The organism is Micromonospora sp. ALFpr18c (assembly GCF_008868155.1).
GTDB lineage: Bacteria > Actinomycetota > Actinomycetes > Mycobacteriales > Micromonosporaceae > Micromonospora.
The window spans coordinates 1-19,458 of sequence record NZ_WBKR01000073.1; the positions used below are offsets into that span (position 1 = coordinate 1).

14 protein-coding genes are annotated in these 19,458 nt (G+C 71.9%); 4 read left to right on the forward strand and 10 right to left on the reverse strand.

Annotated features, from left to right (window positions below; genetic code table 11):
- Positions 1 to 67 precede the first annotated feature (67 nt).
- A complete protein-coding gene (locus tag F8271_RS15220) occupies positions 68 to 2,485 on the reverse strand; it encodes a Tex family protein (protein WP_225854556.1) in 2,418 nt (805 codons plus the stop codon).
- A 142-nt stretch (positions 2,486 to 2,627) separates the two neighbouring features.
- On the opposite strand from F8271_RS15220, the gene F8271_RS15225 reads away from it, so the two are divergent.
- On the forward strand, positions 2,628 to 4,139 hold the full coding sequence (locus F8271_RS15225; RefSeq protein ID WP_151490428.1) for a deoxyguanosinetriphosphate triphosphohydrolase family protein: 1,512 nt from the start codon (positions 2,628 to 2,630) through the stop codon (positions 4,137 to 4,139).
- Between the two features lie 10 nt (positions 4,140 to 4,149).
- On the opposite strand, the gene F8271_RS15230 is transcribed toward F8271_RS15225, so the two are convergent.
- From F8271_RS15230 to F8271_RS15260, 7 genes are all read right to left on the reverse strand, one after another.
- Entirely contained in the window at positions 4,150 to 5,298 is a 1,149-nt protein-coding gene (locus F8271_RS15230; RefSeq protein WP_151490429.1) for an MBL fold metallo-hydrolase, read from the reverse strand.
- Positions 5,299 to 5,413: 115 nt separating this feature from the next.
- On the reverse strand, positions 5,414 to 6,442 hold the full coding sequence (locus F8271_RS15235; protein ID WP_151490430.1) for a serine hydrolase: 1,029 nt from the start codon (positions 6,440 to 6,442) through the stop codon (positions 5,414 to 5,416).
- 107 nt (positions 6,443 to 6,549) lie between these two features.
- A complete protein-coding gene (locus F8271_RS15240; protein WP_151490431.1) occupies positions 6,550 to 7,479 on the reverse strand; it encodes an SDR family NAD(P)-dependent oxidoreductase in 930 nt (309 codons plus the stop codon).
- Complete coding sequence (locus tag F8271_RS15245) at positions 7,476 to 8,660, reverse strand: zinc-dependent alcohol dehydrogenase (RefSeq protein ID WP_151490432.1); 1,185 nt, start codon at positions 8,658 to 8,660, stop codon at positions 7,476 to 7,478. The genes F8271_RS15240 and F8271_RS15245 overlap by 4 nt, the downstream gene beginning before the upstream one ends.
- A 237-nt stretch (positions 8,661 to 8,897) precedes the next feature.
- Complete coding sequence (locus F8271_RS15250) at positions 8,898 to 9,659, reverse strand: succinate dehydrogenase/fumarate reductase iron-sulfur subunit (protein WP_151490433.1); 762 nt, start codon at positions 9,657 to 9,659, stop codon at positions 8,898 to 8,900.
- Complete coding sequence (locus tag F8271_RS15255; RefSeq protein WP_151490434.1) at positions 9,656 to 11,593, reverse strand: fumarate reductase/succinate dehydrogenase flavoprotein subunit; 1,938 nt, start codon at positions 11,591 to 11,593, stop codon at positions 9,656 to 9,658. The genes F8271_RS15250 and F8271_RS15255 overlap by 4 nt, the downstream gene beginning before the upstream one ends.
- A 1-nt stretch (position 11,594) precedes the next feature.
- Positions 11,595 to 12,278 (reverse strand): succinate dehydrogenase cytochrome b subunit, encoded by a 684-nt coding sequence (locus F8271_RS15260; RefSeq protein WP_151490445.1) that lies wholly within the window; start codon positions 12,276 to 12,278, stop codon positions 11,595 to 11,597.
- Between the two features lie 83 nt (positions 12,279 to 12,361).
- Here F8271_RS15260 and F8271_RS15265 point away from each other — a divergent pair, with 83 nt between their 5' ends.
- Together F8271_RS15265 and rfbB are read left to right on the forward strand one after the other, a co-directional pair.
- The gene (locus F8271_RS15265; protein ID WP_151490435.1) at positions 12,362 to 13,291 is read left to right on the forward strand and encodes a LysR family transcriptional regulator; all 930 of its coding nucleotides are present in this window, start codon (positions 12,362 to 12,364) and stop codon (positions 13,289 to 13,291) included.
- A 166-nt stretch (positions 13,292 to 13,457) separates the two neighbouring features.
- Positions 13,458 to 14,498, forward strand: a complete 1,041-nt coding sequence (rfbB, locus tag F8271_RS15270) for a dTDP-glucose 4,6-dehydratase (protein WP_151490436.1) — start codon at positions 13,458 to 13,460, stop codon at positions 14,496 to 14,498.
- Positions 14,499 to 14,529: 31 nt separating this feature from the next.
- Here the strand turns inward: rfbB and hrpA are convergent, their stop codons facing one another.
- Entirely contained in the window at positions 14,530 to 18,600 is a 4,071-nt protein-coding gene (hrpA, locus tag F8271_RS15275; RefSeq protein WP_151490437.1) for an ATP-dependent RNA helicase HrpA, read from the reverse strand.
- A gap of 118 nt (positions 18,601 to 18,718) precedes the next feature.
- On the opposite strand from hrpA, the gene F8271_RS15280 reads away from it, so the two are divergent.
- Positions 18,719 to 19,087, forward strand: coding sequence for a cytidine deaminase (locus F8271_RS15280; RefSeq protein WP_151490438.1), 369 nt, complete (start codon positions 18,719 to 18,721; stop codon positions 19,085 to 19,087).
- Positions 19,088 to 19,092: 5 nt separating this feature from the next.
- Here F8271_RS15280 and F8271_RS15285 read toward each other — a convergent pair whose 3' ends face one another.
- Positions 19,093 to 19,452: a YciI family protein gene (locus tag F8271_RS15285; protein ID WP_151490439.1), complete on the reverse strand. Its 360-nt coding sequence runs from the start codon at positions 19,450 to 19,452 to the stop codon at positions 19,093 to 19,095.
- Positions 19,453 to 19,458 lie beyond the last annotated feature (6 nt).

Consider the following 19,458-nt stretch of genomic DNA (forward strand, 5'->3'; position numbering starts at 1 on the left):
CGCTGACCGGCCCGGTCACCCGACCACTGGGCGAGGTGACCGGGTGACCGGGTGACCGGGTGGGCGATCAGGCCAGTCCGGCGCGGCGCAGGGCCTCCGCCATGGCGTCGTTGGCCGGCGCCGGCGCGCTCTGCCGCTGCTGCCCGCCGCGCGAGCCCTGCTGCCCACCGCCGCGCCCGCTCTGCTGACCACCCTGCCCGCCGCGCCCGGACGGTCCGCCGCGACCACCCTGCGGTCCGCGCTGCGCCGGGCCGCCGCGCCCCTCCTGGCTCGTCCGACCACCACCACCGGCGGCGGCCGGCTCGTCGTCCAGGCGCAGGGTCAGCGAGATGCGCTTGCGGGGTACGTCCACGTCGAGCACCCGGACCTTGACCACGTCGCCGGACTTCACCACCTCGCGGGGGTCCTTCACGAAGGTCCGGGACATCGCCGAGACGTGCACCAGGCCGTCCTGGTGCACACCGACGTCCACGAACGCCCCGAACGCGGCCACGTTGGTGACCACGCCCTCCAGCACCATGCCGGGCGTCAGGTCGCTGATCTTCTCCACCCCCTCCACGAAGGTGGCGGTGCGGAACTCCGGCCGAGGGTCACGCCCCGGCTTCTCCAGCTCGGCGAGGATGTCGGTCACGGTGGGCAGGCCGAACCGGTCGTCGACGAAGTCGGTGGCCCGCAGCCCGCGCAGGATGGCGCTTCTGCCGATCACCGAGCGCAGATCCTGGCCGGTGCTGGCGAGGATGCGCCGCACCACCGGGTACGCCTCGGGGTGCACGCTGGAGGAGTCCAGTGGGTCGTCCCCGCCGGGGATGCGCAGGAAGCCCGCGCACTGCTCGAACGCCTTCGGCCCGAGCCGGGCCACCTTCTTCAGGTCCGTACGCGAGCGGAACGGCCCGTTGGCGTCCCGGTGCAGCACGATGTTCTCGGCCAGCCCGGCCCCGATCCCGGAGACCCGGGTCAGCAGCGGCGCGGAGGCGGTGTTGACGTCCACCCCGACCGCGTTCACGCAGTCCTCCACCACCGCGTCCAGCGACCGGGAGAGCTTCACCTCGGACAGGTCGTGCTGGTACTGGCCGACGCCGATCGACCGTGGGTCGATCTTGACCAGTTCGGCGAGCGGGTCCTGCAGGCGGCGGGCGATGGACACCGCGCCGCGCAGCGACACGTCCATCCCGGGCAGCTCCTGCGAGGCGTACGCGGACGCCGAGTAGACCGACGCGCCGGCCTCGGACACCACCACCTTGGTCAGGTTGAGCTGCGGATGCCGCTTGATCAGGTCACCGGCCAGCTTGTCGGTCTCCCGGGAGGCGGTGCCGTTGCCGATCGCGATCAGCTCCACCCCGTGCGCCCCGGCCAGCCGGGCGAGGGTCTCCACCGACGCGTCCCACTGCCGGCGCGGCTCGTGCGGGTAGATGGTGTCGGTGGCGACGACCTTGCCGGTCGCGTCCACCACGGCCACCTTGACGCCGGTCCGCAGACCCGGGTCCAGGCCCATCGTCGGCCGGGTGCCGGCCGGCGCGGCGAGCAGCAGGTCACGCAGGTTGGTGGCGAAGACGCGCACCGCCTCCTCCTCCGCCGCCTGCCACAGCCGCATCCGCAGGTCCGCGCCGAGGTGGATGAGGATCCGGGTACGCCACGCCCAGCGCACCGTGTCGGCCAGCCAGCGGTCGGCCGGGCGGCCCGCGTCGGACACCCCGAACCGGCCGGCGATGGCCGCCTCGTACCGGCTCGGCCCGGTCGGTACGGCGTCCGCCTCGCCGGCCTCCTCCGGTTCCATGGTGAGGTCGAGCACGCCCTCCTTCTCGCCCCGGAACATGGCCAGGATCCGGTGCGAGGGCAGCTTCGGGTACGGCTCGGAGAAGTCGAAGTAGTCGGAGAACTTGGCGCCGGCCGTCTCCTGACCCTCGCGTACCCGGGAGGCCAGACGGCCCCGCGACCACATCTGTTCGCGCAGCGTGCCGATCAGGTCGGCGTCCTCCGCGAAGGTTTCGATGAGGATGGCGCGGGCGCCCTCCAGCGCGGCGGCGACGTCGGCGACGCCCTTCTCCGCGTCGACGAACCCGGCGGCCGTGGCCCGCGGGTCCTGGCTGGGGTCGGCGAGCAGCGTCTCGGCCAGCGGGGCGAGCCCGGCCTCCCGGGCGATCTGCGCCCGGGTCCGCCGCTTCGGCTTGTACGGCAGGTAGATGTCCTCCAGCCGGGACTTCGAGTCGGCGGCCATGATCTGCGCTTCCAGGGCTTCGTCGAGCTTGCCCTGACCGCGGATCGACTCCAGCACCGCGGCCCGCCGCTCGTCCAGCTCGCGCAGGTAGCGCAGCCGCTCCTCCAGGGTGCGCAGCTGGGTGTCGTCGAGCAGGCCGGTGGCCTCCTTGCGGTAGCGGGCGATGAACGGCACGGTGGCGCCGCCGTCGAGCAGCTCCACGGCCGCCCGCACCTGACGCTCGGCCACGCCGAGCTCGTCAGCGATCCGCTGATGAACAGACTGGGTCACGATCTCGATCCGCCTTCGACTCGATCCGCCCTCAAAGAGCGGGTACCGCCCTGCATTGTGCCGGGCGCTCTCCGGCGCTGTCGCCGCGCCCGGCCGGGGTGAGCCGCCACGGCCCCGTCCGGCCTGCGCTAGCGTGGCGATCATGGAAAATGCTGCGGAGCCGCGCGCCCGGCGGCTCTTCGGCGGCAGCGCCCGGGCCCTCGGTGACCTCGCCGCCGACCCGTTCCGCGCCGACCGGGACCGGATCGTCGGCTCGCCGTTCTTCGCCCGCCTCGGCGGCGTCACCCAGGTGATCAGCCCGGTCGGCTCCGGCCTGCTGGTGCACAACCGGCTCACCCACAGCCTGAAGGTCGCCCAGGTGGCCCGCTCGATCGCCGAGCGGCTCACCGCCGACGAACGGCGGCGCGACCTGCTGGACAAGCTCGGCGGCTGCGACCCCGACGTGGTGGAGGCCGCCGCGCTCGCCCACGACCTCGGCCACCCGCCGTTCGGGCACCTGGGGGAGCGGGTGCTGGACCGGCTGGCCCGCCAGCGCCTCGGCCTGCCCGACGGTTTCGAGGGCAACGCCCAGTCGTACCGGATCGTCACCAGCACCGAGATCCGGGGTGCGGCCACCACCGGGCTGGACCTGACCGCGGCGGTCCGCGCGGCCATGCTGAAGTACCCGTGGACCCGGCTGGACCACCCCGACCCGCATCCGCGCACGATGAACCCGCCGCCGCGCGGCGCCACCCCGCCGCCGGACGACCCGGAGAGCGGCTCGTCGAAGTTCGGCGCGTACCGGACCGAGCTGGACGACCTGCGGCAGGCCCGGGAGCCGTTCGCCGGCCGCATCCCGGACTGGCAGCAGACCGTGGAGGCGTCCGTGATGGACACCGCCGACGACATCGCGTACGCCATCCACGACGTGGAGGACTTCTACCGGGTCGGTGTGCTCCAGCAGGGCGCGGTGTCCGCCGAGCTGATGGCCTGGCAGCGGGAGAGCGGGCACTTCCGGGCGATCACGGACGCGGCGCTGGCCATCTCGGCCCGTCGACCCGGCGCGGCGATCGAGCGGCTCCGCCGGCAGCTGCACCGCAAGGACGCCTGGATCGCCGACGACGACGCGTTCGCCGCCGCCGTCGAGCACGTCCGCGAGGAGTTGGTCGACGGGCTGCTGGCCATGCCGTTCGACGGCTCGATCGAGGCCGAGCAGTACGTGGCGCGGTTCTCCGCCCGCTGGTCCACCCGCTTCGTCGAGGCGATCACCGTGACCGACCAGCCGTCGGTGCGCTCCGGGTACGTGCTGCTCGGCTGCGCGCAGTGGCACGAGGTGCAGGTGCTCAAGTTCGTGCACCACCGGTTCGTGCTGGCCCGCCCGGATCTGGCGCTGCACCAGCGCGGTCAGGCGCGGCTGCTGGGCACCCTGGTGGAGGCGCTGTGGGAGTGGCTGCTCGACCCGGAGGAGGAGTCCCGGCTGCCCCGCCGCCTGCACGACCTGGTGGAGCTGGCGGAGGCGGAGCTGCACCCGCGTACCCCGCACCGGATCGGCCGGGCCCGGGGTCGGGCCATCGTGGACTTCGTCGCGCAGCTCACCGACGGTCAGGCGGTCGCCATGCTGGACGCGCTCTCCGGCCGGTCCGGCGCGCTCTGGACCGACGCGTTCGTGCTCTGACGACGCCCGCTCAGGCGACCGACTGCCACCAACCGTCGACGGCGAGTGGCTCGTCGACCACCACCCGCTCGCCCGGGCGGGGCACGGCGAGCCGCACGTCGCGGGCCTTGGCCTCGGCCCACAACCGGTCGACCGGCTCGGACCAGTCATGCAGGGCCAGGTTGAACGTCGCCCAGTGCACCGGCACGAACAGCCCGCCGCGCAGGTCGAGGTGGGCGCTGACCGCCTCCTCGGGGAACATGTGGATCGTCGGCCAGGCCCGGTCGTACGCGCCGATCTGCATCAGCGTCACGTCGAACGGCCCGTGCTCGGCGCCGATCTCCGCGTACCCGTCGAAGTAGCCGGAGTCGCCGGTGTAGAAGACCTTGCGGCGTGCCCCGGCCACCACCCACGAGCTCCAGAGCGTGCCGTCGCGGCGCAACCCGCGACCGGAGAAGTGCTGGGCGGCGGTGGCGGTGATCTCCAGGCCCGCGACCTGGTGCGACTCGGACCAGTCCAGTTCGATGATCCGCTCGGCGGGTACGCCCCAACGGTCCAGGTGCGCGCCCACCCCGAGCGGCACCAGAAACGGCGCGGACTGCCCGGCGAGCAGCGCCCGCACGGTCGCCATGTCCAGGTGGTCGTAGTGGTCGTGCGAGATGAGGATGGCGTCCAGCGGCGGCAGCTCGTCGATGCGCACCGGTGGCTCGTGCAGCCGGCGGGGGCCGACCAGCCCCGAGGGGGAGCAGCGGTCGCTCCACACCGGGTCGAGCAGCACCCGCCGGCCCTCGATCTCGATCAGCGTCGAGGCGTGGCCGTACCAGACGATGTTGAGCTCGTCGGCGGTGTCGGCGGCTCCCGGCGCGCCGGCGCTGGGGCGCAGCAGCGGCACGGGCGCGGTGGGACGCCTCTTCTGCTTGCCGAAGAGCAACTCGCGGACCAGGTTGCGGCCCGGCTCGGCGACCATCGTGCGGGTGCCGGCCCGGTTGTGGAAGGTGCCCTCGCGGAACTGGGGCGATCGGGCGGCCCGTTCGGCCCGTGCCCCGCTGAGCCGGCCACCCAGCGCCGCCGGCACATCCCGGGCGACCCAGGCCAGGCCGGCCAGTGCGGCCAGGCCAGCCGCGCCCCGCATCCGCCGCCCGAGTGACCGTTCGACGTCCGTGCTCTGCGCTCGTGCCATTGCCGTCCCTCCGACGTGTCCGCCCCTACACGGTAGTCACCCGGACGAGCCCGTGCCCCGGCGGTCGCCACGCCGGGTCGGTCGCCGGCAGTGGCGACCGACCCGGCGGCGGCGTCTAGCCGCCGTTACTGGGGCGTGGGGCGGTGATCCGGACCGTCTTGCCGGTGCCCACGAGCCGGTCCACCGCGGCCAGGAACGTGGGGCCCATGCCCGCGCGGGCCTGCACCGCCGGGTGGGTGGCGCCGAAGTTGTCCGGGTCAGCCTGCCCGTCGGCGAAGAGCGCGTAGGTGAGCACCGCCGCGCCGGACCGGTCGAAGATCACGCCGGCCTCGTGCCGGGCGTCGGCGAACCAGCCGGCCTTGGTGGCGATCCGGGCCCGCTCGTCGGAGGACATCGTGCGTCGGATGCCGTCGGTGAACGCCACCGGCGAGCGCAGCAGCCCGAGCAGGAACGTCGTCGAGGCAGGCGACAGCAGGGTCCCGGCGACCAGGGCGCGCAGCAGGTCGTGCGTCTCGCGCGGGGTGCTGGTGCCGAGGAAGAACCGGTTCGGGTTGGCGACCGGTTCGACCTGGGTGTTCGGGAAGCCCTTGGCGACCAGAATGGAGTTGATCTCGGCGGCCGGGGCGACCGGGCCGCACAGCCGCACCGCCGTGTTGTCCGAGACGGTCAGCAGGTTGGCCAGCACGTGCCCGATGGTCACCATGCTGGGGTACGCGCCGTCCAGGCTGAAGATGCCGTCGCCGCCCGGCACGACGATCGCGGCGGTCACCTCCACCCGCTGGTCCAGGGTGAGCAGCCCCCGGTCGATGTTGTCGAGCACCGCCGTGGCGACGGCGATCTTGTTGACGCTGTACGCCTCGATCCGTCGGTCCGCGTCGGCCGCCACCGCGACGACCGGCGCTCCGGCCGGGTCGGCGACGCTGACGTACGCCTGCCAGTTGCCGCCGGCCGCGGTGCGGTACCGGGTGTAGGCGGCCGCAACCTGGTCGGTGGGTGTCGCCGGAGTGCTGGGGAAGGCGCCGGGAATCGGGCGGGCGCCGGGGCGCTCGGCGGCGCTGGCCGGCGTGGCGGCGCCGAGCACCGTACCGGTGGCGGCCACTGTGCCCAGTCCGAGTGCCGTCCTGCGGTTCAGTCGGATGGTCAATCGTCTCTCCCGTCGGGGGGCGCCGGAGCGCTTGCCGGCCCACCACCCTAGGCGGGTTGATCGACGCATGACGCCCTCCCGAACAGTCCCGAACAAGCCCGAACAGGTCAGCCGAGCCGTCGGCGCAGTGCGGCCCCGACCGCACCGACCGGTCCGGACACGAGTTGCCGCAGGTCGGGCAGGTGACCACCGCCCACCGACTCGCCGGCCGGGTTCGGCGCGAAGACGGTGCCGTCGTGTGCGGCCACCGACCGTCCACTCAGGCCCGCCAACCGCATCAGTGGCCCGACGAGGACGTCGTAGACGCCCGGCAGCACCGTGAAGCCGGCCCGCAGCACCACGTTCAGCCGGCCCACCGACACCTCGCGGCGGGGCCGGTCTGCGCAGTCGACGATGGCCCGCGCCACCCGCTGCGCACCCGCGACCGGCGGCGGGGGCCGGCCGACCCGGCCCAGATAGTTCGCCGCCTGCTGATAGACCGGCGTGTCCACGCTGCCCGGATTGACCAGGCAGAGCCGGATCCGTGGACTGTCGCGCAGCTCCTGTTGCACCGTCCGGGCCAGCCCCTGCAGGCCCCACTTGCTGACCACGTACGCGCTCATGTACGGCGCGGTGACGTGCCCCAACACCGAGCCGGTGAGGATCAGCGTGCCGGCGCCGGTGGCCCGGAAGTGCCGCAGCGCCACCCGCACCGCGCCGGCGGCGGCCAGCAGATCGGTCCGTACCACCTGGTCGAAGACCCGTTCCGGCAGCTCGTCGAAGCGGCCGTAGGCCATCACCGCCGCCGTGTGCACCCAGACGTCGATGCGGCCGAACCGTGCGATCGCCGCCTCGGCGAGCGCCTCCAGCGCGCCCGGCTCGGTGACGTCGGTGGGCACGGTCAGAACGTCGGCGTCGGCGCACTCCGCGCGTACCTCCGCGAGGGTCCGTGGTGCGCGGGCGGCGAGGACCAGGCGGTCGCCGCGCTCGGCGAACGCCCGGGCCGTCGCCCGACCGATCCCGCTGGTCGCGCCCGCGATCACCACGACCCGACTCACGGCGCGAGCACGACCTTGATGCAGCCGTCCTCCTTCTTCTGGAACATCTCGTACGCCTCCGGCGCCCGCGCCAGCGGCACCCGGTGGGTGCGCAGATCCTCGACGCCCAGCGGATCGTCGTCGCCGGAGAGCAGCGGCAGGATCTCGTCGGTCCACCGGCGCACGTGGCACTGCCCCATCCGCAGCTGGATGCCCCGGTCGAACATCTCCATCAGCGGCATCGGATCCACCTCACCGCCGTAGACGCCGGAGATCGACACGGTGCCGCCGCGGCGAACCGCCTTGACGGCGGCGTGCAGAACGGACAGCCGGTCCATGCCGGCCTTGTCGGTCATCACCGCGGCAAGCTTGTCCGGCAGCAGCCCGACGGCCGCGTGGGCCAGCTTGCCACCGGGCGAACCGTGCGCCTCCATACCGACGGCATCGATCACCGCGTCCGGGCCGCGCCCGTCGACCAGGTCGATCAACGCGCCCGGCACATCGGTCAGCTCGCGGACATCGAGCACCTCGATGCCGTGCCGACGCGCCAGCTCCAGCCGCTCCGGCACCAGGTCCAACCCGATCACCCGGCCCGCGCCGAGGTGGCGGCCGATACGGGCGCAGAACTGGCCGACCGGACCCAACCCGAACACGGCCAGGGTGCCGCCGGGCGGGGTGTCCGCGTACTTCACCGCCTGCCACGCCGTCGGCAGGATGTCGGACAGGTAGAGGTAGCGCTCGTCGGCACCGGTCTGCGGAATGGTGATCGGTCCGAAGTGAGCCTGTGGGACGCGCAGGTACTCGGCCTGCCCGCCCGGCACCGAACCGTACAACGAGGTGTAGCCGAACAGCGCCGCACCCTTGCCCTCGCCGGCGACCTGGGTGGTCTCGCACTGGGCGTACAGCTGACGCTCACACATCCAGCAGCTGCCGCAGGAGATGTTGAACGGCACCACCACCCGGTCCCCCGGCTTGAGCCGGGTCACCCCCGGCCCGACCTCCTCGACGATGCCCATCGGCTCGTGGCCGAGAACGTCGCCCGGCTTCAGATACGGTCCCAGCACCTCGTACAGGTGCAGGTCGGAGCCACAGATCGCCGTCGACGTGATCTTCACGATCGCGTCAGTCGGTTCCTCGATGCGGGGATCCGGCACCTCCTCGACCCGTACGTCCCGCTTGCCCTGCCAGGTCAACGCCTTCATGTCTGGTATGCCTCCCTCGGTCGCTGCCTGACTGCTACCCGGGGGAAGGGAGTTGAACCGGCCACACCGCACGGGTGTGTCGCTCGGGTCGGTGGGCTGGCCGGAGTCTTCGCCGGTGGTCGCGGTCGGGCCGGTGGTCGCCCCAGCCCCCCAACCGCAACCACCTACATGGCCACCGCGACCAAACGCCAGACCGCCGCAACCCCGACAGGGGTGCGGCGGTCACGGCGGAGGAACTCAGGAGCCGGGCGTGTCGCCGCGGACGGCCGTGGCCTTGAGGTAGTCGCGGTTGAGCCGTCCGATGGTGTTCAGCGGGATGCCCTTCGGGCAGGCCACCGTGCACTCGCCGGCGTTGGTGCAGCCGCCGAAGCCGGCCTCGTCGTGCGCGTCGACCATGCCGATCACCCGGGTGTAGCGCTCCGGCTGGCCCTGCGGCAGCAGCGAGAGCTGGGTGAGCTTGGCGGCGGTGAAGAGCATGCCGGAGCCGTTCGGGCAGGCTGCCACGCAGGCGCCGCAGCCGATGCAGGCGGCCGATTCGAAGGCGGCGTCCGCGTTGGCCTTGGCGACCGGGGTGGAGTGCGCCTCGGGCGCGCTGCCGGTGGGGGCGGTGATGTAGCCACCAGCGGCGATGATCTTGTCGAAGGCGTTCCGGTTGACCACCAGGTCCTTGACGACCGGGAAGGCGCTGGCCCGCCACGGCTCGATGTCGATGGTCTCGCCGTCGGAGAACTGCCGCATGTGCAGCTGGCACGCCGTGGTGCCGCGCTGCGGCCCGTGCGCGTCCCCGTTGATCATCAGACCGCACATGCCGCAGATGCCCTCGCGGCAGTCGTGGTCGAACGCCACCGGGTCCTCGCCGGCGAGGATCAGCCGCTCGTTGAGCACGTCGAGCATCTCCAGGAACGACATGTCCGGGGACACGTCGTCGACCGGGTAGGTCACCATCCGACCCTTGTCCTCAGGGCCCTTCTGGCGCCAGATGCGCAGGGTCAGGTTCACTTGTAGCTCCGCTGCGTGGGGTGGACGTATTCGAACTTCAGGTCTTCCTTGTGCAGCACCGCGGGCTCACCGGTGGCGGTGAACTCCCAGGCCGCGACGTACGCGAACCGGTCGTCGTCGCGCTGCGCCTCACCGTCGGGGGTCTGGTGTTCGGCCCGGAAGTGGCCGCCGCAGGACTCCTCGCGGTGCAGGGCGTCGATGCACATCAGCTCGGCCAGCTCGAAGAAGTCGGCCACCCGGCCGGCCTTCTCCAGCGACTGGTTCAGCTCCTCGCCGGTGCCGGACACCTTGACCCGCTGCCAGAACTGGTCGCGCAGGGCACGGATCTCGTCGATCGCCTTGCGCAGCCCGGCCTCGCTGCGCTCCATGCCGCAGTGCTCCCACATGATCTGGCCCAGCTCCCGGTGGAACGAGTCCACGGTCCGGTCGCCGTTGACCGCGAGCAGCCGCTGGATGCGGTCCTCGACGTCGGTACGCGCCTCGACGGCCGCCGGGTGGCTGGCGTCGACCTTGTCCAGCGGGCCGGAGGCCAGGTAGTTGGCGATGGTGGTGGGCAGCACGAAGTACCCGTCGGCCAGGCCCTGCATCAGCGCCGAGGCGCCGAGGCGGTTGGCGCCGTGGTCGGAGAAGTTCGCCTCGCCGATCACGAACAGGCCGGGGATGCTCGACTGGAGGTCGTAGTCGACCCAGAGGCCGCCCATCGTGTAGTGCACGGCGGGGTAGATCCGCATCGGCACCTCGTACGGGTCCTCGCCGGTGATCCGCTCGTACATCTCGAAGAGGTTGCCGTACTTGGCCTCGATGGCCTTGCGGCCCAGGCGGTCGATGGCGTCGGCGAAGTCGAGGTAGACGCCCAGCTTGGTCGGTCCGACGCCCCGGCCCTCGTCGCAGACGTTCTTCGCGGCGCGGGAGGCGATGTCGCGGGGGACCAGGTTGCCGAAGGAGGGGTAGATCCGCTCCAGGTAGTAGTCCCGCTCGTCCTCCGGAATGTCGCGCGGGTTGCGGTCGTCGCCCTTGGTTTTCGGCACCCAGACCCGGCCGTCGTTGCGCAGCGACTCGCTCATCAGGGTCAGCTTCGACTGGTGGTCGCCGGAGACCGGGATGCAGGTCGGGTGGATCTGCGTGTAGCACGGGTTGGCGAAGTACGCGCCCTTGCGGTGCGCCCGCCAGGTGGCGGTGACGTTGCAGCCCTTGGCGTTGGTGGAGAGGTAGAAGACGTTGCCGTAGCCGCCGGAGGCGAGCACGACGGCGTCGGCCATCTCGGTGCTGATCTCGCCGGTGACCAGGTCCCGGACGACGATGCCGCGGGCCTTGCCGTCGACGATGACCAGTTCCAGCATCTCGTGCCGGGCGTTCATCTCCACGGTGCCGAGGCCGATCTGCCGCTCCAGGGCCTGGTACGCGCCGAGCAGCAGCTGCTGGCCCGTCTGGCCCCGGGCGTAGAAGGTGCGCTGCACCTGGGCGCCACCGAAGGAGCGGGTGTCCAGCAGGCCGCCGTACTCGCGGGCGAACGGGACGCCCTGGGCGACGCACTGGTCGATGATGTTGACCGACACCTCGGCGAGCCGGTGCACGTTCGACTCCCGGGAGCGGAAGTCGCCGCCCTTGACGGTGTCGTAGAACAGCCGGTGCACCGAGTCGCCGTCGTTGCGGTAGTTCTTCGCGGCGTTGATGCCGCCCTGCGCCGCGATCGAGTGGGCCCGGCGCGGGCTGTCCTGGTAGCAGTAGGACTTGACGTGGTAGCCCTGCTCGGCCAGGGTCGCGGCGGCCGAGCCGCCGGCCAGGCCGGTGCCCACCACGATCACCGTCATCTTGCGGCGGTTGGCCGGGTTGACCAGCTTGGCCTCGAAGCGCCGGGTCTCCCAGCGCTTCTCGACCGGGCCGGCGGGAGCCTTCGTGTCGGCGATCGGGTCGCCCTCGGTGAAGAGTTCCATGTCAGGACACCAATCCGGTGAGAACGGCGAACGGGACCACCAGGTATCCGGCGCACAGCGCGACGGCGAGGATCAGCGCGGCGTTGCGTGCCCGGCGCTCACCCCGTGGCGTCTGCTGGCCGAGGCTGCGGAACGCGCTGAACGCGCCGTGGCGCAGGTGGAAACCCACCGCGACGATCGCCAGGGTGTAGAAGAGCGTGACGTACCAGCGCTCCGGCGCGAAGTCGGCGACGACGTTGCCGTACGGGTTGCTGGCGTCGCCGACCGGGTTGAGCGTGCCGGTGGTCAGGTCCAGGAGGTGGTAGATCACGAACAGCAGGATGATCACGCCACCCCAGCGCATGGTGCGGGCCGCGTAGCTGCCCCGGACCTTCTTGCGGTGGGCGTACTTGACCGGGCGGGCGGCGCGGGCGCGCAGGGCCAGCACGGTAGCGGCCCAGATGTGGGCGACGACGGCCACCACCAGCACGGTGCGCAGGATCCACAGGAACCAGACGCCGGGCAGCAGCGGCTTGCCGATCTCGCGCAGCCAGTGCGCGTAGTGGTCGAACGAGGTTTCCCCCGTGAACACCTTCAGGTTCCCGAGCATGTGGGCGATCAGGAACAGCACCAGCAGGATGCCCGTCACCGCCATGACGGCCTTGAGGCCGACGTTCGAGCGGATGGGCGACCGAGTTTTCGTGATTACCACGGGACCGACGCTAGGAGCACTTCGATCAGTCGTCCAATGCATCGAACTCGCAGTGTTGATAGCCATAAGCTATGTAGATGCAACTTCATCAGCTCCGGTACTTCGTCGCGGTGGCCGAAGTACGACATTTCACCCAAGCCGCCGACATCGTGGGCATCACGCAGCCCTCGCTCAGTAAGCAAATTCACGCTTTGGAGACCGACCTCGGCGCCCCGCTCTTCGAACGGGTACGGGGCAACATCGCCCTCACCGCGGCCGGCGAGGTGCTGCTGCCGCTGGCCACCCGGATCCTCGCCGACGTGGAGACCGCGACCCGGGAGGTGCAGGAGTTGGTCGGCCTACGCCGGGGACGCGTCCGGCTCGGCGCGACCCCCAGCCTGGCGACGTCGCTCGCCCCGCCGGTGCTGCGCCGCTTCCGCGACGCCCACCCGACCGTCGACCTCCGGGTCGAGGAGGGCGGCTCCCAGGACCTGGTCCGCGATCTGCTCCGCGGCGACCTCGACCTGGCCCTGATCATCATGCCCGCCCAGGGTGCCGACCCAGGGCTGCGGGTCGATCCGATCCTGCGCGAGAGCCTGGTGGTGGCCTCGGTCGGGGAGGTGCCGACCGCCTCGGCGACCGGGGAGTTGCGCATCACCGACCTGCGCGACCAGCCGATGGTGATGTTCCGGGAGGGCTACGACCTGCGCGACGCCACCATCCAGGCGTGCCGTGAGGCGGGCTTCGAGCCGACCTTCGCGGTGGACGGCGGCGAGATGGACGCCGTGCTCAGCTTCGTCGAGGCCGGGCTGGGCGTCGCGCTGGTGCCCGGCATCGTGCTGGCCCGGCGGCCCGGGGTCCGGATCACCCCGCTCGCTCCGCCCGGGGTGCGACGGACCATCGCGGTGGCCCGTCGGCGCGACGTCGTACCGACCCATGCCGGTCGGGAGCTACGGCGGATCCTGCTCGACTACGTACAGGCCGCGATCGAGCACAACGACCTTCCTCCGGGTGTCGATCCTCGCTGAACGGGTCCGGTATTCGACCTGGTGGGTTAATTCATCCTTAAGGGCCCGATATTACCGTCGGTGCCGATGGTGGTCACCTAAGGTGGGTTCTTGCACGGGGCAAAAGCCCCATTCGTCTCAGCACAGCTCACCGGTGGGCGTCTTCTCGCCGGCAGGGAGGCCACACATGAGGATCCTGGTTACCGGCGGCGCTGGCTTCATCGGCTCGCATTTCGCGCGCAGCCTGCTCGGCGGGCGCTACGTCGGGTTCGAGCACTGCGACGTCACGGTGATCGACAAGCTGACCTACGCCAGTGATCGGGCCAACCTGCCGGCCACGCATCCCCGTCTGACGTTCGTCCGGGGGGACATCTGCGACCGGCAGCTGCTCGCCGACCTGGTGCCGGGGCACGACGCGGTCGTGCACTTCGCCGCCGAGTCGCACGTGGACCGGTCCATCGACGACCCGGCACCGTTCTTCGAGACCAACGTGATGGGCTCGCACCACCTGATGGCCGCCTGCGCGCGGGCCGGTGTCGGCCGGGTCGTGCACGTCTCCACCGACGAGGTGTACGGCTCGATCAGCGAGGGCTCCTGGAACGAGACCTGCGTGCTGGAACCCAACTCCCCGTACGCGGCCTCCAAGGCGGCCAGCGACCACGTGGTCCGCTCCTACTGGCGCACGTACGACGTGGACGTCTCCATCACCCGCTGCGCCAACAACTACGGGCCGTACCAGCACGTGGAGAAGGTCATCCCGCGTTTCGTCACCAGCCTGCTCACCGGGCAGGACATCACCCTGCACGGCGACGGCGCCGCCGTGCGCGAGTGGCTGCACGTGGACGACCACTGCCGTGCCATCGCGCTGGTGCTGGCCAAGGGCCGCGCCGGCGAGGTCTACAACATCGGCGGCGACATCGAGCTGACCAACACCGCCCTCACCGAGCGGATCCTGCGGCTGGCCGGCGCCGGTTGGGACCGGGTCCGGCACGTGCCGGACCGCAAGGTGCAGGATCAGCGTTACTCGCTGGACTTTCGCAAGATCACCGATGAGCTGGGCTTCGAGCCGCAGATCAAGTTCGAGGACGGGCTGGCTGAGGTCTTCCACTGGTACCGGGAGAACCGCGCCTGGTGGGCGCCGACCACGGCGGAGCCCCGCGGCGCGACGTTGGTCAACTCAGTCCGCAACGTGCCGGCCGCCCGAACGCTGTCCGTCCAGGCACGCTGACCGCTGCGGCCGCTGACCCGGCAGGGCCGGATCAGCGGCCCTCGGCGTCGTCCATCGCGCGGTAGATCCGCTGCTCGGAGACGGGGTACGGGGTGCCCAGCGCCTGGGCGAACACGTTCACCCGCAACTCCTCGATCATCCAGCGGATCTGCCGGACGGCGGTCTCCTGACGGCGGGCCGGCGGCAGCGCGGCGAGCAGGTCCGCGTACTCCTTCTGCACCACCGCGACCCGGTCCTGCTGCTGGCGGTCCCGCTGCGGGTTGCCGCCCAGCCGGTCCAGCCGGCGCTCGATGGCGGTGAGGTAGCGCAGCAGGTCGGGCAGCCGCGCGTACCCGGTCTCGGTGATGAAACCGGCGTGCACCAGCCCGGCGAGCTGGTTGCGGATGTCGGCCAGCGCCGCCACCACGGCGAGGTTGCGGGTGGTGCCGAGCCGTTGCTCGACGGCGTACGCGGCGGCGAGGACCCGGCGCACCCGGTCCATCACCTCGACCACGGTGTCGACCAGGTCGGCGCGGACCTTCTCGCGCAGCGCCGCGAACCCCTCGGCGTCCCACGCCGGCCCGCCGGCGGCGTCGATCAGCCGGTCGATGGCCGCGCCCGCCGCGTCCTCGATCAGCTCCTGTACGCCGCCGTGCGGGTTGCGACTCAACGCCAGCTTCGCCTCGTTGCTGAGCCGGCCCTGCAGGAACCGCGCCGGGGACGGCACGGTGAGCCGCAGCAGCCGGCGGGTGCCCGCCCAGTGCGCGGCCTCCGCCTCGGCAGGGGAGTCGAACACCTTCACCCCGACCGAGGCGCCCTCGTCGACCAGGGCCGGGTACGCGGTCACCGCGTAGCCGGCGCGGACCTGCTCGATCGTGCGCGGCAGCGTGCCGATGCTCCACTCGCGCAGCCCGGTACGGGCGACCTCCGGCGCGGCGGCCGCCACCACCTGGCGTACCTCCTGGCGGAGCTGACGTTGCAGGGCCGGCAGGTCCTTGCCCTCGGCGACCGGCTTCTCGTCGTCGCCGAGGACCCGGAAGGTGACCCGCAGGTGCGCGGGCAGCTTGGCCGGCTCCCAGGCGTCGCGGGGCACGGTGACCCCGGTCATCCGGCGCAGCTGCCGGGTGAGCGCGTCCAGCAGCGGCTCCTCGCCGGGGGTGATCGCCGCCAGGGCGGCCCGGGCGAAGTCCGGCACCGGCACGAAGTTGCGGCGGATCGGCTTGGGCAGCGACCGGATCAGCGCGATCACCGTCTCCTCGCGCAGCCCCGGCACCTGCCAGTCGAAGCTCTCCGCCGGCACCTGGTTGAGCAGCGGCAGCGGGATGTCCACGGTGACGCCGTCGGTCGGCGTCCCCGGCTCGAACCGGTAGGTCAGCGGCAGGCTCACCCCGTCGGCCTGCCACTGGTCGGGGTAGTCGTCCTCGTCCACCCCGGCCCGACCGTCGTTGACCAGCAGGTCGCGGGTGAAGGTGAGCAGGTCGGGCTGCTCCCGGCGGGTCTTCTTCCACCACGTGTCGAAGTGCCGGCCGGAGACCACGTCGGCGGGGATCCGCTGGTCGTAGAAGCCGAAGATGGTCTCGTCGTCGACGAGGATGTCCCGGCGTCGGGCCCGGCTCTCCAGCTCCTCGATCTCGGCGAGCAGCCGCTTGTTGTCGGCCCAGAACTGGTGGTGGGTCTGCCAGTCGCCCTCGACGAGCGCGTGCCGGATGAACAGCTCCCGGCTCAGCGTCGGATCGATCCGCCCAAAGTTGACCTTGCGGGAGGTGACCAGCGGGACGCCGTACAGGGTGACCTTCTCGTAGGCCATCACCGCGGCCTGCTTCTTCTCCCAGTGCGGCTCGCTGTAGCTGCGCTTCACCAGGTGCTGCGCCAGCGGCTCGACCCACTCCGGCTCGACCCGCCCGGCGATGCGACCCCACAGCCGGGAGGTCTCCACCAGCTCGGCGGCCATCACCCAGCGCGGCGGCTTCTTGAACAGCGCCGAGCCGGGGAACAGCGCGAACCTCGCACCGCGAGCGCCCAGGTACTCGTGCTTCTGGGCGTCCTTCAGGCCGATGTGCGAGAGCAGGCCGGGCAGCAGCGACTGGTGCACCCTCGGGGTGTCGATCTCCTCCGGCAGGTCCGCGCCGCCGTGCCGGCCCGCACCCCGGCCGGCGTCCGCGTCGCCGGCGGTGTCGCGCGCCGGCCGCCCGCCGCGCCGGTCACTCTCGGCGGGGGTACGCAGGACCTGCCGCAGCTGACTGACGATGTCCTGCCATTCGCGGATCCGCAGGTAGTTCAGGTACTCCGCCTTGCACATCCGGCGGAACGCGCTGGAGGACAGCGCCCGCTGCTGCTCGCGCAGGTAGCGCCACAGGTTGAGGAAGGCGACGAAGTCCGACTCCTTGTCGGCGAACCGGGCGTGCGCCTGGTCGGCCTGGGCCTGCTTCTCCGCCGGCCTTTCCCGGGGATCCTGGATGGAGAGCGCCGCGGCGATCACCAGCACCTCGGTGGCGCACCCGTTGCGCTCGCCCTCGACCACCATCCGGGCCAGTCGAGGGTCGACCGGCAGCTGGGCCAGTCGCCGGCCCAGCGTGGTGAGCCGCTTCGCCGGGTCGGCCTCGGTCGGGTCCAGGGCGCCCAGCTCGTGCAGCAGGTTGACGCCGTCGGTGATGTTGCGCCGGTCCGGCGGGTCGATGAACGGGAACGCCGCGAGGTCGCCGAGCCCGATCGCGGTCATCTGGAGGATGACCGACGCCAGGTTGGTCCGCAGGATCTCCGGGTCGGTGAACTCGGGGCGGGACAGGAAGTCCTGCTCGTCGTAGAGGCGGATACAGATGCCGTCCGAGGTACGGCCGCAGCGGCCCTTGCGCTGGTTGGCCGACGCCTGGGAGATCGGCTCGATCGGCAGTCGCTGCACCTTCAGCCGGCTGGAGTAGCGGGAGATGCGGGCGGTGCCCGGGTCCACCACGTACTTGATGCCGGGCACGGTCAGCGACGTCTCCGCGACGTTGGTGGCGAGCACCACCCGGCGCGAGGTGTGCGCGGCGAAGACCCGGTGCTGCTCGGCGCTGGAGAGCCGGGCGTACAGCGGCAGGATCTCGGTGCCGAGCAGCGAGCGCTTCTTCTGCACCAGCTTGCCCAGGGCGTCGGCGGTGTCGCGGATCTCCCGTTCGCCGCTGAGGAAGACCAGGATGTCGCCGGGGCCCTCGGCGGCCAGCTCCTCGACGGCGTCGCCGATCGCCTGGATCTGGTCGCGGACGGTCTCCTCGTCGGCGTCGGCGTCCTCCTCGCCCTCGGCCAGCTCGACCAGTGGCCGGTAGCGCACCTCCACCGGGTAGGTGCGGCCGGACACCTCGACCACCGGCGCGGGCACGCCCTGCGGCTCGTCGGCGGTGGGTGGACCGGCGAAGTGCCGGGCGAACCGGTCGGTCTCGATGGTCGCCGACGTGATGATCACCTTGAGGTCGGGTCGCCGGGGCAGCAGCTCCCGCAGGTACCCGAGGATGAAGTCGATGTTGAGGCTGCGCTCGTGCGCCTCGTCGATGATCAACGTGTCGTACTGGCGCAGCATCCGGTCGGTCTGCAACTCGGCCAGCAGGATGCCGTCGGTCATCAGCTTCACCAGGCTGCGGTCGCTGACCTGGTCGGTGAAGCGCACCTTGTAGCCGACCACGTCCCCCAGCTCGGTGCCCAGCTCGTCGGCGATCCGGTCGGCCACCGTCCGCGCCGCGAGCCGCCGGGGCTGGGTGTGCCCGATCAGGCCGTGCACCCCACGCCCCAGCTCCAGGCAGATCTTGGGAAGCTGGGTGGTCTTGCCGGAGCCGGTCTCGCCGGCCACGATCACCACCTGGTGGTCACGGATGGCCGCGGCGATGTCGTCCTTGCGCTCACTGACCGGCAACCCCGCCGGGTACGTGATCACCGGCACCGCCGCCCGGCGGGCGGCCAACCGCTGCTCGGCACGGGTCAGTTCGGCGGTGATCTCGGTGAGCGCCGCCTCCCGGCGCTGCGGGTCACGCAGCTTGCGGGCACCGTCCAGGCGCCGCTGGAGCCGGCGCTGGTCGCGGAACATCAGAGGGGAGAGACGGCGGTGCAGCTCGCGTACCGGATCGGTCGCGGCGGAGGCGGCTGGATTCTGCATGTCGTGCCCAAGGATAGGCAGCCCGCCGTTGATCCGCCCCCGGGTTACCGCGCGTGGGTGCTTCGGCGCGCGGACAGCGGTCTACAGTTGCGGCCGACGTCGAGCGCTGGGGGCCGGGATGGAGCTGCGGGACACCGATCGGGCGCTGGTACAGGCCGCCACGGCGGTCGCCAAACTACGGTGCCGCAGTCGCCACCACACCGGCGCGTCGGCCGCCCGTACCGCCGACGGGCGGGTGTTCTCCGGGGTCGACGTCCGGCACGACAGCGGGGACACCTGCGCGGAGTTGGTCGTTATCGGCACCGCCGCCACGCAGGGCGTGTCCGAGCTGGAGACCATCGTCTCGGTCACCGACCGGGGCCGGGCGGTCGTCAGCCCGTGCGACAGGTGTCGGCCAGTGCTGACGGCTTACTTCCCCGCGCTGCGGGTCATCGTGGGCGAGCCGGACGACCTGCGGGTACTGCCGCTCGCGGACCTGCCCGGCTGACCGGGTCAGTCGCCCGCCGCCGCCTCGACCATCGACACGGGGATCGGCACGCTCTCGAACCGCACGTTGCTCTCAGGCACCAGCCAACTCGCCACCCGCGCGATGAGCAGGCCGGCGCGAACGGCCGGGTCGTCGGCGTAGAGCCCGCGTACCTCGTCGGGGGCGATGGAGAAGACGACGATGCCCTGCATCCGGTCGTCGTCGGCGGCCAGGAGCGGTCCGGCCGCGAGAACCAGTCCCTGCTCCACAAGACCCGCCTGGTGGGCCAGGTGGGCGTCGCGTAGCCGGTCGATCGCCTCCGCTGGCAGGTCCGGCGGATCCGACGCTCGGATCAGGAGGACGACCGTGTGCTGGTCGAATCGCATGCCCAA